Source organism: Spirillospora albida (genome assembly GCF_000718255.1).
In the GTDB taxonomy this organism is placed as follows: Bacteria; Actinomycetota; Actinomycetes; order Streptosporangiales; family Streptosporangiaceae; genus Spirillospora; species Spirillospora albida.
In genome coordinates, this window is the sequence record NZ_JOFJ01000006.1 from 216104 (window position 1) to 230356 (window position 14253).

Sequence of the window (14253 nt, forward strand, 5' to 3'; positions counted from 1 at the left end):
CCCGCATCGCGCCCACCGCAGCCGTGAGGGCCCGTTAACGGACCGGTCACATCCGGACGATCTCGTTAACGGCCGGGTGACACGCGGGACGCCGCCGGGAAACGTGCCTCGCCGAGGATCGGGGCCATGGGAGCAGGTAACAAGCCGGACAAGTCTCTGGTCGTGATCGGCCACGGCCCCGCCGCGCACCGCCTGGTCGAGGCGCTGCGCGCCCGCGACACCGCCGGCGCGTGGACGGTCACCGTCATCGGGGAGGAGACCCGAACCGCCTACGACCGGGTCGCGCTGACGACGTACCTGGAGGGCGCCGACCTCGCCTACCCCCCGCACGGCCCCGAGGTGACCGTGCACAACGGCGAGCGCGCGGCGGCGATCGACCGCGCCGCCCGGACCGTCACGACGTCGTCCGGGCGGGTCGTCCGGTACGACGCCCTCGTCCTCGCGACCGGCTCGGCGCCGTTCGTCCCGCCGGTCGAGGGCCGCGATCTGCCCGGCGTGTTCGTCTACCGGACGATCGACGACCTCGACGCGATCCGCGACTACGCGGACGGCCGGGAGACCGGCGCCGTCGTCGGCGGCGGACTGCTCGGCCTGGAGGCGGCCCGCGCGCTGCAGGGCCTCGGGCTGCGCAGCGGTGTCGTCGAGGTCGCGCCCTGGCTGATGCCCCGGCAGCTGGACGAGGGCGGCGGCGCGATGCTGCGCCGCCACATCGAGGACCTCGGCATGGCCGTCCACGCCGGCACCCCCATGAGCCGCCTGGAGGCGGGGGAGGACGGAGCGGTCGCCCGGGTCGTCATGGCGGACGGCACGGACATCGGCGCCGAGGTGGTCGTGTTCTCCGCCGGCATCCGCCCCCGCGACGAGCTGGCCCGCGACTGCGGGCTGCCGGTCGGGGAGCGCGGCGGCATCGTCGTGGACGAGGCGTGCCGCACCGCCGACCCCGCGATCTGGGCGATCGGCGAGTGCGCCCTCATCGGCGGCGCCGTGTACGGCCTGGTGGGGCCGTGCTTCTCGATGGCGGAGGTCGTCGCGGACCGGCTGCTCGCCGAGGCCGCCGGAGGGTCGAGCACCGCCGTGTTCGAGGGCGCCGACCTGTCGACCAAGCTGAAGCTCATGGGCGTGGACGTCGCCAGCTTCGGCGACCCGTTCGCCGGCCCGGAGCAGGGCGCGCTCGGCGTCACCTACACCGACCCCGTCGCGGGGATCTACAAGAGGCTGCTGGTCAGCGATGACGCGAAGACGCTGCTCGGCGGCGTGCTCGTCGGCGACGCCGAGTCGTACGGGACGCTGCGCGCCTACGTCGGCGGCTCCCTGCCGGGACCGCCCGAGCAGATGCTGTTCGGTGGCACCGAGGCCGCCGGGGGAGACCTCCCCGGCGCGACCGTCATCTGCTCCTGCAACAACGTCTCGGCCGAGTCGATCCGCTGCTCGATCGCCGATCACTCCCTGACCGACGTGCCCGCCGTGAAGGACTGCACGCGGGCCGGGACGAGCTGCGGCAGCTGCGTCCCGCTCGTGAAGAAGCTCCTGGACGCGGAGCTGACCGCGGCCGGGATCGAGGTCAGCAAGGCGATCTGCGAGCACTTCGCCTACAGCCGCGCCGAGCTGTTCGACATCGTCCGGGTGCGGGGCATCACGAGCTTCACCCAGCTCGTCGAGCAGCACGGGACCGGACGCGGCTGCGACATCTGCAAGCCCGTCGTCGCGTCGATCCTGGCGAGCCTCGGCAACGGGCACATCCTCGAGGGCGAGCAGGCGGCCCTGCAGGACACCAACGACCACTTCCTCGCCAACCTGCAGAAGAACGGCACCTACTCCGTCGTGCCGCGCATCCCCGGCGGCGAGATAACCCCGGACCGGCTCATCGTGATCGGTGAGGTCGCCCGCGACTTCGGGCTCTACACCAAGATCACCGGCGGGCAGCGGATCGACCTGTTCGGCGCCCGCGTCGAACAGCTCCCCGAGATCTGGAAGCGCCTCGTCGACGCCGGCTTCGAGTCCGGGCACGCCTACGGCAAGTCGCTGCGGACGGTGAAGTCGTGCGTCGGGTCGACCTGGTGCCGCTTCGGCGTCCAGGACTCGGTCGGCATGGCCATCAGGCTGGAGCTGCGGTACCGGGGGCTGCGCGCCCCGCACAAGCTGAAGTCGGCCGTGTCCGGCTGCGCCCGCGAGTGCGCGGAGGCGCAGAGCAAGGACTTCGGGATCATCGCCACGGAGAAGGGCTGGAACCTGTACCTCGCCGGGAACGGCGGGATGCGGCCCCGGCACGCCGACCTGTTCGCCACCGACCTCACCGACGACGAGCTGATCCGCTACATCGACCGGTTCCTCATGTTCTACATCCGCACCGCCGACCGGCTCCAGCGCACCGCGAGCTGGCTGGAGTCCCTGGAGGGCGGGCTGGACTACCTCCGCGAGGTCATCGTCGACGACAGCCTCGGCATCTGCGCCGAACTCGACGCCGCCATGGAGCGGCACGTCGCCGCCTACTCCGACGAGTGGGGCGACACCCTCGCCGACCCCGACCGGCTCAGCCGGTTCGTGTCGTTCGTCAACGCCCCCCAGGAGCCCGACCCGAGCATCGGCTTCGCGATCGAGCGGGAGCAGATCAAGCCGCTCCCGCTGGAGGTGATCAAGTGACCGGCATCGTCGTCGTCGGCAACGGCATGGCCGGCGCGCGGTTCGTCACCGAGCTGCGCGCCCGCGACCGCGACGTCCCCATCACGGTGTTCGGCGCCGAGACCGAGCGTCCCTACAACCGCGTCCTGCTGTCGAACGTCCTCGCCGGGATCACCCGCGCCGAGCACATCGATCTCGTCGACGCCGCCTGGTACGCCGCCCACGGGGTCGACGCCCGGCTCGGCGTCGAGGTCACCCGCATCGACCGCGAGGCCCGCGTCGTGCACGCCGCCGACGGGACGGCCACGCCCTACGGCACCCTCGTCCTCGCGACCGGCAGCACCGCGTTCATCCCGCCGATGCCCGGCCTCACCGACGGGCTGCCCGAGGGCGCGGAGGTCTTCCGCACTCTGGACGACTGCCGCCGCATCTCCGGGCTCGCCGACAGGGCACGGCACGCCGTCGTCGTCGGCGGCGGCCTGCTCGGCATCGAGGCGGCCCGCGGGCTCGCCGGCCGCGGCCTGGACGTGACCGTCCTGCACCTGGCCGGGCACCTCATGGAGCGCCAGCTCGACCCGGCCGCCGGGAAGGTCCTCGCCCGCACCCTCGACCGCCTCGGCATCGGCACCCGCCTGGAGGCGAACGTCCAGGGCCTGCGCACGGCCGGCGGCGCCGTCACCGGCGTGGAACTGGCCACGCCGGACGGGGGGACCGAGGTCGTCGACGCCGACCTCGTCATCCTGTCCTGCGGCGTCCGCCCCGAGGTGTCCCTCGCCCGCGACGCCGGGCTCGCGATCGGCCGCGCCGTGATCGTGGACGACGAGCTCCGCTCCGTCACCGATCCGTCCGTCCGCGCCATCGGGGAGTGCTCCGAGCACCGCGACGAGGTGTACGGCCTCGTCGCGCCCGCCTGGGAGCAGGCGGGCGTCCTCGCCGGCCTGCTCGCCGGCACCGACCCGGCGGCCCGCTTCACCGGCGCCCGCCAGATCACCCGCCTGAAGGCCGCCGGGATCGAGCTCGCCTCGATGGGCGAGACCCACTTCGGCGACGACGACGACGGCGTCGAGGTCGTCCGGTTCACCGACGCGGCGCGCGGCACCTACAAGAAGGCCGTGATCCGCGACGGGCGCCTGATCGGCGCGATCCTGCTGGGCGAGACCTCCACGGCGGGGACGCTCAGCCAGCTCTACGACCGCTCCGCGCCTGTGCCGTCCGAGCGGCTGGACCTGCTGTTCCCCGGCTTCGCCGGCGCCGCCGAGGCCGCCTCGCCCGTCCGCATGCCGGACGCGGCGACCGTCTGCCACTGCAACAACGTCAGCAAGGGCCGCATCCGCGCGTGCTGGCAGCAGGGCTCCCGCACACCCGAGGCGATCGCCCGCGACACGAAGGCGGGCACCGGCTGCGGAAGTTGCCGGTCCGCCGTGGAGGGCATCCTCGGCTGGCTCGACGAGCAGGAGTCGGTGGACGCCTGAGCACCCGCCGGAAAGGCCCGCGGCCCCGTGCCGCGGGCCTTCCGCATGGGCGGAGTCCCGACGCGGAGACGGCGGGGGCGGACGGCGAAGGGGCCCGCCGCGAGCGCGGCGGGCCCCTTGCGGGCGCGGGTCAGCCCGCGGGCGCGACGCTGACGGCGCAGACCTTGAACTCCGGCATGCGGGACGTCGGGTCCAGCGCCGCGTTGGTGAGGGTGTTCGCGCGGCCGGCGCCCGGCCAGTGGAACGGCATGAAGACCGTGTCCGCGCGGATCGTGTCGGTCAGGCGGGCCTTCGCGACCGCGATTCCGCGGCGGCTGGCCACCCGCACCGGCGCCCCGTCCTCGATGCCGGCGCGCTCGGCCAGGTCGGGGTGCATCTCCACGAACGGCTCCGGCGCCGCCGCCGTCAGTTCCCGGACGCGCCGCGTCTGGGCCCCCGACTGGTACTGCGCGAGGACGCGCCCGGTCGTCAGGTAGAGCGGGTAGTCGGCGTCCACGTCCTCGGCCGGCCCCCGCTGCTCGACCGGGAGGAGGCGGGCGCGGCCGTCCGGCGTCGGGAAGCGGTCCAGGTAGGGGCGCGGCGTGCCCGGGTGGTCCTCGGCGGGGCAGGGCCAGAAGACCCCGCCCTCCGCCTCGATCCGCTCGTAGGTGATCCCGGAGTAGTCGGCGACGCCGCCCGCGCTGGCGGCCCGCAGCTCGCCGAACACGGCCCGGGGGTCGGTGCTCCAGTCGCCGGGGGCGGCCAGCCGGTTCGCGAGCGCGGAGATGATCTCCAGGTCGGTGCGGACGCCGTCCGGCGGCGGGACGGCGCGGCGGCGGCGCAGCACCCGGCCCTCCAGGTTCGTCATCGTCCCGGACTCCTCGGCCCACTGCGCGGTCGGCAGCACGACGTCGGCGCGCCGCGCGGTCTCCGACGGCACGAAGTCGGCCACCACCAGGAGGTCCAGGGCGTCCAGGCGGTCCTGGACGGACGCGGCGTTCGGTGCCGACACCACCGGGTTCGACCCGAACAGCAGCATCGCCTTCGGGCCGCCGTCGGTGCCGAGTGCGTCGAGGAGCTCGTACGCGGAGCGGCCGGGGCCGGGCAGCGCGTCCGGATCGACGCCCCAAACCTTCGCGACATGCGTCCGCGCCGCCGGGTCGTCGATGCGGCGGTAGCCGGGGAGCTGGTCGGCCTTCTGGCCGTGCTCCCGCCCGCCCTGCCCGTTGCCCTGCCCGGTGATGCACCCGTACCCGGAGCCGGGCCTGCCGGGCAGGCCCAGCGCGAGCGCCAGGTTGATGAAGGCGGTCACGGTGTCGACGCCCTGGGCGTGCTGCTCGGCGCCCCGCGCGGTGAGGACCAGCGCCCTGCGCGCCGTGCCCAGCATCCGGACGGCCTCGCGCATGTGCGCCACCGGCACCCCGGTGACGCGCTCGACCCGCTCCGGCCAGTACCCGTTCACGACCGTGCGGACCTCCGCGAACCCGGACGTGCGGGACGCGATGTACGGCTCGTCCAGGTACCCCTCGGTCATGGCGAGGTGCAGGAGGCCGTTGGCGAGCGCCAGGTCGGTGCCCGGCGTCGGCTGCAGGTGCAGGTCGGCCTGGCGGGCGGTCGCCGTGCGGCGCGGGTCGATGACGATGAGCGCCCCGCCCGCCTCCTTCTGCCTCGCGATGTGCCGCATGAACGGCGGCATGGTCTCGGCGACGTTGCCGCCCGCCATGAGGATCACGTCGGCCTCCGCGACGTCCGTGATCGGGCCGGGCAGGCCGCGGTCCATCCCGAACGCGCGGCCCGACGCGGCCGCGGCCGACGACATGCAGAACCGGCCGTTGTAGTCGATCTGCGAGGTGCGCAGGGCGATCCGCGCGAACTTGCCGAGCTGGTACGCCTTCTCGTTCGTCAGCCCGCCGCCGCCGAACACGGCGACGGCGTCCGGCCCGTGCGCGCCCTGGAGCGCGCGGATCCGCGCGGTGATCAGGTCGAGGGCCTCGTCCCAGGTGCAGGGTTCCTGCGGGCCGCCGGGCGCGCGCCGGACGAGCGGCGTGGTCAGCCGGTCCGGGACGGTCAGCAGTGACGCCGCCGACCAGCCCTTCTGGCACAGACCGCCCTGGTTGGCGGGCACGTCGTCGCGCGGCGCGACCACCCCGTCCCCCGTGAGCGTCATCCCGCACTGCAGCGCGCAGTAGGGGCAGTGCGTGGGCGTGCTGCCCGCCATCCGCCGTCCTCCGTCCGTACCGTCACCTGTCGGTCCGGACGCTAGTCAGGCCCCGTTACGCGGCCGGGTGCGCACTGTGTCGCCTGCGCAACGTCGCCCTCACATCCGACACACGGGCGATGTCAGACCGATAACCCGAACAGTGATGTTCAATTCACCTCGATCTCCGGCTAGTCTAACTTGAACATGTCTGTTCGAGTTAGGAGATCTCGGTGCATTCCCCTCCCGCCGCGCGGTGGCGCGCCCTCGTCCTGCTGTGCCTCGCCCAGTTCATGCTCGTCGTCGACATCACCGTCGTGAACGTCGCGCTGCCCACCATCGGCGCCGACCTCGGCCTCGACGGCACCGAGGCGACCTGGGTCGTCACCGCCTACGCCCTCTGCTTCGGCGGACTGCTGCTGCTCGGCGGGCGGCTCGCCGACGCCCTCGGCCGCCGCCGCGCCGTCCTGCTCGGCCTCGCCCTGTTCAGCGCCGCCTCCCTCGCCTGCGGGCTCGCGCCGGACGGCACCGTCCTGATCGCCGGGCGCGCCGTCCAGGGCGCCGGCGCCGCGCTGCTGTCCCCGGCCGCCCTCGCGATCATCACGACGGCCTTCCACGGCCCCGAACGGCACCGCGCCCTCGGCGTCTGGGCCGCGATCGGCGGCACCGGCGCCGCCGCCGGCGTCCTGCTGGGCGGGCTGCTCGCCGGCGGTCCCGGCTGGGAATGGGTGTTCTTCGTGAACGTCCCCGTCGGCCTCGCCGTGCTGGCGCTGCTGCCGTCCGCCGTCGCCGCCGTGCCCCCCGTCCGCCGCCCCCTCGACCCGGCCGGCGCGCTCACCGGCACGCTCGCCGCGGGCGCGCTCATTTTCGGCCTCGTCCGGGCCGGGGAGGACGGCTGGGGTAGCGCCCCGGCTCTCGGCGCCCTCGCCGCGTCCGCCGTCCTCGCGATCGCGTTCGTGCTGGTGGAACGGGGCGTCCGGAGCCCGCTCGTGCCGCTGCCCTTCCTCGCCCGCCGGACGATCGCGACCGGCGGGCTGATCATGGTGGCCGCGTCGGTCATGATGCTGTCGGCGTTCTTCCTCTGCTCGCTGTACCTGCAGCACGTCCTCGGGCTCTCCGCGGTGCGGACCGGCCTGGCGTTCCTGCCCGCCGCCCTCGCCACCATCGCCGGCGCCCACCTGGCGTCGGGCCTGGTGGGACGGATCGGGCCGCGCCCCGTCGCCGCGACGGGATTCGCCCTCGCCGCCGCGGGCGCGCTGCTGCTCGCGCGCGTCCCGGCCGGCGGCCACGTCCTCACCGACGTCCTGCCCGGCTTCGTGCTGCTCGCCGCCGGGACGGGCGCCGGATTCGTGTGCGCCACCACCACCGCCATGAGCGGGATCGGGCACGACGAGGCCGGCGTCGCGTCCGGCATCGTCAGCACCGGCCACGAGATCGGCGGCGCCCTCGGCGTCGCGCTCGCCGCCGCCTTCGCCGGCGCGAGCCTCGGCGGCGCGTCCGTGGACGGCTTCCAGGACGCGTTCACCGTGTTCGCGGGCGTGGCGGCGGCCGTCGCCGCGTTCGCGGTGCTGCTCGTCCCCGCCGGCCGCCCCGAACCCGGAGACGGCCCCGTCTTCGCCCACTGACGGCCCTCTACGCTGAACGCATGCCCAGCCCCACTCCGGATCCCGTACGGCGCCGTGCGCCGGATCCCCCGCGGCGCCGCGCGGACGCCGAGCGCAACATCGAGGCCATCCTCGACGCCGCCCTGCGCCGCCTGTCCCGCAACCCGTCGGCGGGCATGACCGAGATCGCGAAGGCCGCCGGGGTGGGCCGGGTCACCCTCTACGGGCACTTCCCGTCCCGGGAGGCGCTGGTCGAGACGCTGTTCCAGCGGTCCCTGGACGCCGCCGACGACGTCCTGGACGTCGTCGACATCGACACCGGCGCGGCGGACGAGGCGCTCGAGCGCCTCGTCCGCTCGTCCTGGCGGGTGCTGGACCGGCACCGGACGCTGCTGTCCGTCGCGCTGGAGGTCCTCGGGCCGGGCGGCGTCCGCGACCGGCACGGCGCGGTCCTCGCCCGCGTCGAGGGCCTCGTCCGCCGCGGCCAGGACGAGGGCGTCTTCACTGCGGACGCCCCGCCGGCATGGCTCGCCACGACCGTCTACACGCTGATGCACGCCGCCGCCCAGGAGGCCGACGAGGGCCGGCTGTCCGCCGACCGCGCCGCCGGCGTCCTGACCGGCACGATCCTGGGCGCCCTGCGCGGCCCCGAACCGGAGGAACCGTGACCGCCTTCACCGAGGACGTCGTCCAGCAGATCGCGCGGCACATGAACGACGACCACGCCGCCGACTGCCTCACGATCTGCCGCGCGCTCGGCGGCCGCCCCGCCGCCACCGCCGCCCGCATGACCGGCCTCGACGCCGACGGCATCGATTTCGCCGTCACGGAGAAGGGCGGCGAGACGGCGATCCGAATTCCGTGGGGTGAGAGGCCGACCGAACGCGACCAGGTCCGCCGCGAAGTCGTCCGAATGACGCGCGAATCGCGCGCCGCGCTCGCCAATCGATCTTGACCGAATTGAGGTCCCGGGCACGTCCGTAATTGACCCGCCGTTTGACGTGCGGGGGTGCGGACATCTGCGGGGTGACCCGGGGGCCGAAAGCGGCCCCCGTTCCCTTGACCGGAGGCCGACATGCTCGCGATCGTCGCGGCGATCGTTTTCGCCATCGCCCTGCTCTTCGACCTGGCGGACGTCTACTCGGACGCCTTCAACAACGGCACCATGACCGTTCTCGGCCTGCTCCTGCTCGCCCTTCACCTGGCCGGCGTCGGCACGAGCACGAACTGGCGCCCCCGCTCCCACGCCCGGCGCCGCCGCTGACCGGTACAGATCTACAACGTAAAGGCCCCCGGCCCGGCGAGCGCGTCGCCCCATCGCAAGGTGCGGCGAGGCGCGAGCCGGGCCGCCGCCCGAGCCGTCCAGGACGCGTCCGCCGGCGGGCGGTGGTCATCACCACAGCCGCGCGGCGGCCGGGACCGATGAACGGGGCGGCGCGGGAAGGCGGCGTGACCGGCCGGGGTCAGCGGGACAGGGCGTTGAGGAGGCGGTTCACGGGGCTGCCGAGGTTCCACTCGTCGGCCAGCGCGACCAGGGTCTCCGGGTCGCGCGGTGCGGTGGGGAGGCGGTCGTCCAGGGAGCCGAGCTCGGGGGCGCCGATGTCGGTGACGACCCGCACCACCGTCTCCGCGGACGCCAGGTAGTCGCGGGCCGCCTCCATGCGGCGGCGGGCGCCCGCGGGGAAGCCCTCCTCGGTGCCGGCGTCGAGGGCCGCGAGGATGCCCGCCACGGAGCCGAACCGGGTGACCAGGGCGGCGGCGGTCTTGTCGCCCACGCCGGGCACGCCCGGCAGGCCGTCGCTCGGGTCGCCGCGCAGGGTCGCGTAGTCGGCGTAGCCGCGGCCGGGGATGCGGTACTTCTCCCCGACCTCCTTCTCGCCCATGACCTGGAGGTTCCGGATGCCCCGCGCGGTGTAGAGGATGTTCACGGGGCCGTCGTCCGCGACCAGCTGGAAGAGGTCGCGGTCACCGGTCACGATGTCGACCGGCCCGGCGGCGGCGCCCCGCGTGGCGAGCGTGCCGATCACGTCGTCGGCCTCGTAGCCGGGGACGCCCACCCGCGCCAGCCCCACCGCGTCCAGGACGGCGTCGATGATCGGCAGCTGCGCCTCGAGCGCGTCGGGCGTCTGGTCGCCGCCGTCCGCCGCCACCCGGTGCGCCTTGTAGGAGGGCAGCGCCTCGACACGGAACGACGGCCGCCAGTCGGCGTCCATGCAGCACACGAGGCGGTCGGGGGAGCGGTCCTGCACCAGCCGCGCGATCATGTCGATGAGCCCGCGCACGGCGTTGACGGGCGTGCCGTCCGGCGCCGTCACCGACTCGGGCACCCCGAAGAACGCGCGGAAGTACAGCGACGGCGTGTCCAGCAGCATCAGCCCGCTCATGGTGCTCATGCTGCCATGCCGGTCCGTCAGAATTGACGCGTCGTGATCGAGTGCAGGGTGTGGCCGGGGGAGGAGCCGGGATGGATGTGACGACGGAGTTGTATCCGCGCGAGCGGGTGGGGCGGGTGCGCGAGGCGACCGCGAAGGCCGGGCTGGGGGCGGTGCTGCTGACGCCCGGTCCGGACCTGCGGTACGTCACCGGGTACGACGCGCACCAGCTGGAGCGGCTGACCTGCCTGGTGGTTCCCGCGTCCGGGGAGCCGTTCATGGTCGTGCCGCGGCTGGAGCTGCCCGCCGCCGAGGCGTCCCCGGCGGGGCGGCTCGGCATCGAGTTCGTGCCGTGGGACGAGACCGACGACCCGTACGCGCTCACGGCGCGCAGGCTCCCGCAGGGCCTGGACCGGGTGGGGCTCGCCGACCGGATGTGGGCCGTCATGGCGCTGCGGTTCCGGGCCGCGATGCCCGGCGCCGAGCAGGTCGCGGCGGGCGGGGTGCTGCGGGAGCTGCGGATGCGCAAGAGCGCCGCGGAGGTCGAGGCGCTCCGCGAGGCGGGCGCGGCCATCGACCGGGTGCACCGGCGGGTGCCGGAGTTCCTCAGGGCGGGCCGGACGGAGCGGGAGGTCGGCCGCGACATCGCCGACGCGATCATCGCCGAGGGCCACGCGACCGTCGACTTCGTCATCGTGGGCTCCGGCCCGAACGGCGCGAACCCGCACGCGGAGCTGTCGGACCGCGTGATCGGGCCGGGCGAGCCCGTGGTGGTGGACATCGGCGGGACCATGCCGTCCGGGTACTGCTCCGACTCCACCCGCAACTACTGCGTGGGGGAGCCGCCCGCCGACTACCGCGCCTACCACGCGGTGCTGGAGGAGGCGCAGCGCGTGTCGTGCGAGGCGGTCCGTCCGGGAGTCACGCCCGAGGCGGTGGACGCGGCGGCCCGCGACGTCATCGCGGCGGCCGGGCTCGGCGAGCACTTCTTCCACCGGACCGGCCACGGCATCGGCCTGGAGTCGCACGAGGAGCCCTACATCGTCGCGGGCAACACCGAGCCGCTGGAGGCGGGCATGGCGTTCTCCGTGGAACCGGGCATCTACCCGGGGCCGCACGGCGCCCGCATCGAGGACATCGTCGTGTGCACACGGGACGGATTCGAGCCGATGAACGTCGTCGACCACGGCCTCTTCGTCGTCGATTGACAAACAGCGGGGCCTCGCACGGGCGGGCGCGGACGGTTTCCGTCCGCGCCCGCACCTTTTCCCGGCCGTGAACTCCCGGGGCAGGTGTGAGACAGCGGAAACATGTGCATAACGATCTCTGCACCAAATGTGCCGCCGATGGCTGACGACATTGCGGGCGGGGTACCGGTGCGTGTACTTCCTAGTCTCATTGTCACGCGGGGCAGTGCCCGTGCGGTTCGTTGCCGGAAGAGGAGGAGACGCCGTGGCCGAGGTCGATCTGACCGGTGTCGGGAAGGTCTATCCCGACGGCACGCGCGCCGTGACGGACCTGAACCTGCACGTCGCGGACGGGGAGTTCCTCGTTCTGGTCGGGCCGTCGGGATGCGGGAAGACCACCGCGCTGCGGATGGTCGCCGGGCTGGAGGACATCTCCGAGGGCAGCGTCACCATCGGCGGCCGGGTCGTGAACCGGGTCCCGGCGCGCGACCGGGACGTCGCGATGGTGTTCCAGAGCTACGCGCTCTACCCGCACCTGTCCGTCCGCGACAACATCGGGTTCGGGCTGTCGCTGCGGAAGGTGCCGAAGGCGGAGATCCGGGAGAAGGTCGACCGGGCCGCGGACATCCTCGGCCTCACCGACCACCTGGCCCGCAAGCCCCGCAACCTGTCGGGCGGGCAGCGGCAGCGCGTGGCGATGGGCCGCGCGATCGTCCGGGAGCCGCAGGCGTTCCTCATGGACGAGCCGCTGTCGAACCTGGACGCCAAGCTGCGCGTCCAGATGCGCGCCGAGATCGCCCGCATCCAGCGCGACCTCGGCGTGACCACGATCTACGTCACCCACGACCAGACCGAGGCGATGACGCTCGGCGACCGGGTCGCGGTGATGAAGAAGGGCGAGCTGCAGCAGGTCGCGCCGCCGCAGGAGCTGTACGACCGGCCGGCGAACCTGTTCGTCGCCGGGTTCATCGGCTCACCCGCCATGAACCTGCTGAAGGGCACGCTGTCCGGGGACGCGGCGAACCCGCGCCTGGAGATCGGCGGCCAGACGCTGGCGCTCGCCGGCGAGGTGCTGACCGGGCACCCCGCGCTTGCGTCCTACTTCGGGCGGGACGTCGTCGTCGGCATCCGCCCGGAGGACATGGAGGACGCCGAGCTCGTCGACGCGCCGGACGGCACGACGCTGACGTCGTCGGCCGACCTGGTCGAGGCGATGGGCTCGGACGTGCTCGTCCATTTCGCGGTGGAGGCCGGGCAGGTCGTCACCGAGGACACCAAGGAGCTCGCCCGCGACGCGGGGACCGACGTGCTGGGCGGCCTGGAGGCGCCCCACACGGTCCTGGTGGCGCGGTTCAGCCCCCGAACGCGTGTGAAGGTGGGCGATCCGGTGACCGTGCGAGTCGACACCGGCCGCCTGCACTTCTTCGATATCGAGTCCGGTGCGTCGATCTGGGGATCGGACGCCGGGCCGACCAGGGAGGATGAGGGATGAGGGGCAACAGGCGTTTCACGGCGGCCGCGGTCGCGGCCGGGATGGTGCTGGCGTCGGCCGCCGCGTGCGGCGGCGACGACGACGGCGGCGGTTCGGGCGACGAGACGTCCGCCGGCGGGACCGCGCTCAAGGGCGTCAAGATCGAGGTGGCCGCCAAGTGGACCGGCACCGAGGAGACCAACTTCCGCAAGGTGCTGCAGGCGTTCGAGAAGAAGACGGGCGCGACCGTCACCTACGCCTCGACCGGTGAGAACACCGACGCCTACCTCGGCCCGCGCATCGGGGCGAAGACCCCGCCGGACGTGGCGATCCTGCCGCAGCCGGGCCTGATGCAGCAGTACGCGAAGGAGGGCTCCCTGAAGCCCCTGTCCGCGGACGTCGTGTCGGCGGTGGGCTCCAACTACGCGCCCTACTGGAAGGAGCTGGGCTCCGCCGACGGCAAGACCTACGGCGTGATGGTCAAGGCCGCCTACAAGTCGATCCTGTGGTACCGGCCGAAGGCGTTCGAGGACGCGGGCGTCCAGCCCCCGGCGACCACCGACGACCTGGTGAAGGCCGCCGCCACGATCCGGGACGCGGGCACCACCCCGTTCGCCCTGGCCGCCGGGCCGCAGGACTCCTGGACGCTGACCGACTGGTTCGAGAACGTGTACCTGTCGCAGGCGGGGCCGGAGAACTACGACAAGCTCGCCAAGCACGAGATCAAGTGGACCGACCCGACGGTCGCGAAGGCGCTCACCACGCTCGCCGCGATCTGGAAGCCGGAGTACCTGAACGGCGGGGTCGCGTCCGCGACCAAGACGAAGTTCGACGAGTCGGTCACCCAGGTGTTCGGCCAGGAGAAGGCCGCGATGGTGTACGGCGGCGACTTCGCCGCCGCGCTCATCGGGACGACGAAGGCGAAGGTCGGCACGGACGCGAAGGTGTTCGCGTTCCCGAAGGCCGGCGCCACCGCCCCGGCGATCCTCGGCGGCGACGTCGCCGTCGCGCTCAAGGACGGCAAGGGCGCGCAGGAGCTGATGAAGTACCTCGCGTCCCCGGAGGCCGGGAAGATCTGGGCCGGGCTCGGCGGGTACCTGACGCCCAACAAGAGCGTCCCGCCGGACGCGTACGCCGACCCGGTGGCCAAGGAGCTCGTCGCGCAGCTCCAGCAGGCCGGCGAGGCCGCCCGGTACGACATGTCCGACCTGACGCCCGCCGCGTTCGGCGCGACGCCCGGCAAGGGCATGTGGGAGGCGCTGCGCGGGCTCGTGCAGAAGCCGTCGGACGTGAAGGGGACGCAGGCGAAGCTCGAGGCCGCCGCCGCGAGCGCCTACAAGTGATCCGGTAGG

The 14253-nt window shown here is 73.7% G+C and carries 11 protein-coding genes; 9 read left to right on the plus strand and 2 right to left on the minus strand.

Translation table 11 applies throughout. From position 1 onward, the window contains the following. The first annotated feature begins 126 nt into the window (after positions 1–126). Positions 127–2640, plus strand: a complete 2514-nt coding sequence (gene nirB / locus IE99_RS0111265) for a nitrite reductase large subunit NirB (RefSeq protein WP_030167901.1) — start codon at positions 127–129, stop codon at positions 2638–2640. Then, on the plus strand, positions 2637–4091 hold the full coding sequence (locus tag IE99_RS0111270) for an FAD-dependent oxidoreductase (protein WP_084219430.1): 1455 nt from the start codon (positions 2637–2639) through the stop codon (positions 4089–4091). Before nirB ends, IE99_RS0111270 begins: the two co-directional genes overlap by 4 nt. 130 nt (positions 4092–4221) lie before the next feature. Here IE99_RS0111270 and IE99_RS0111275 read toward each other — a convergent pair whose 3' ends face one another. Continuing rightward, positions 4222–6288: a molybdopterin oxidoreductase family protein gene (locus tag IE99_RS0111275; protein WP_030167904.1), complete on the minus strand. Its 2067-nt coding sequence runs from the start codon at positions 6286–6288 to the stop codon at positions 4222–4224. 212 nt (positions 6289–6500) lie between these two features. Between IE99_RS0111275 and IE99_RS0111280 the strand changes: the two genes are divergently transcribed. From IE99_RS0111280 to IE99_RS0111295, 4 genes are all read left to right on the plus strand, one after another. Then, the gene (locus IE99_RS0111280; protein ID WP_245623161.1) at positions 6501–7892 is read left to right on the plus strand and encodes an MFS transporter; all 1392 of its coding nucleotides are present in this window, start codon (positions 6501–6503) and stop codon (positions 7890–7892) included. A gap of 20 nt (positions 7893–7912) precedes the next feature. Next, entirely contained in the window at positions 7913–8539 is a 627-nt protein-coding gene (locus IE99_RS0111285) for a TetR/AcrR family transcriptional regulator (RefSeq protein WP_037559117.1), read from the plus strand. Beyond that, complete coding sequence (locus IE99_RS0111290; RefSeq protein ID WP_030167909.1) at positions 8536–8826, plus strand: DUF2470 domain-containing protein; 291 nt, start codon at positions 8536–8538, stop codon at positions 8824–8826. Before IE99_RS0111285 ends, IE99_RS0111290 begins: the two co-directional genes overlap by 4 nt. Positions 8827–8946: 120 nt before the next feature. Next, positions 8947–9135 (plus strand): hypothetical protein, encoded by a 189-nt coding sequence (locus IE99_RS0111295; protein ID WP_030167911.1) that lies wholly within the window; start codon positions 8947–8949, stop codon positions 9133–9135. Positions 9136–9334: 199 nt separating this feature from the next. Here the strand turns inward: IE99_RS0111295 and IE99_RS0111300 are convergent, their stop codons facing one another. After that, entirely contained in the window at positions 9335–10255 is a 921-nt protein-coding gene (locus IE99_RS0111300) for a 5'-3' exonuclease (RefSeq protein WP_030167913.1), read from the minus strand. An 80-nt stretch (positions 10256–10335) separates the two neighbouring features. Between IE99_RS0111300 and IE99_RS0111305 the strand changes: the two genes are divergently transcribed. From IE99_RS0111305 to IE99_RS0111315, 3 genes are all read left to right on the plus strand, one after another. Further along, complete coding sequence (locus IE99_RS0111305; protein ID WP_030167915.1) at positions 10336–11451, plus strand: M24 family metallopeptidase; 1116 nt, start codon at positions 10336–10338, stop codon at positions 11449–11451. Between the two features lie 244 nt (positions 11452–11695). After that, positions 11696–12922: an ABC transporter ATP-binding protein gene (locus IE99_RS0111310; protein ID WP_030167917.1), complete on the plus strand. Its 1227-nt coding sequence runs from the start codon at positions 11696–11698 to the stop codon at positions 12920–12922. Beyond that, positions 12919–14244 carry an ABC transporter substrate-binding protein gene (locus tag IE99_RS0111315; protein ID WP_030167920.1) on the plus strand — a complete coding sequence of 442 codons (1326 nt, stop codon included), beginning with the start codon at positions 12919–12921 and terminating at the stop codon, positions 14242–14244. The genes IE99_RS0111310 and IE99_RS0111315 overlap by 4 nt, the downstream gene beginning before the upstream one ends. Positions 14245–14253 lie beyond the last annotated feature (9 nt).

Excerpts from the sequence above, each read along its gene's own strand:
- IE99_RS0111305 (WP_030167915.1), top strand. The coding sequence starts at position 10,336 with ATGGATGTGACGACGGAGTTGTATCCGCGCGAGCGGGTGGGGCGGGTG.
- IE99_RS0111275 (WP_030167904.1), bottom strand. The coding sequence starts at position 6,288 with ATGGCGGGCAGCACGCCCACGCACTGCCCCTACTGCGCGCTGCAGTGC.
- IE99_RS0111295 (WP_030167911.1), top strand. The coding sequence starts at position 8,947 with ATGCTCGCGATCGTCGCGGCGATCGTTTTCGCCATCGCCCTGCTCTTC.
- IE99_RS0111315 (WP_030167920.1), top strand. The coding sequence starts at position 12,919 with ATGAGGGGCAACAGGCGTTTCACGGCGGCCGCGGTCGCGGCCGGGATG.
- nirB (WP_030167901.1), top strand. The coding sequence starts at position 127 with ATGGGAGCAGGTAACAAGCCGGACAAGTCTCTGGTCGTGATCGGCCAC.
- IE99_RS0111285 (WP_037559117.1), top strand. The coding sequence starts at position 7,913 with ATGCCCAGCCCCACTCCGGATCCCGTACGGCGCCGTGCGCCGGATCCC.
- IE99_RS0111300 (WP_030167913.1), bottom strand. The coding sequence starts at position 10,255 with ATGAGCGGGCTGATGCTGCTGGACACGCCGTCGCTGTACTTCCGCGCG.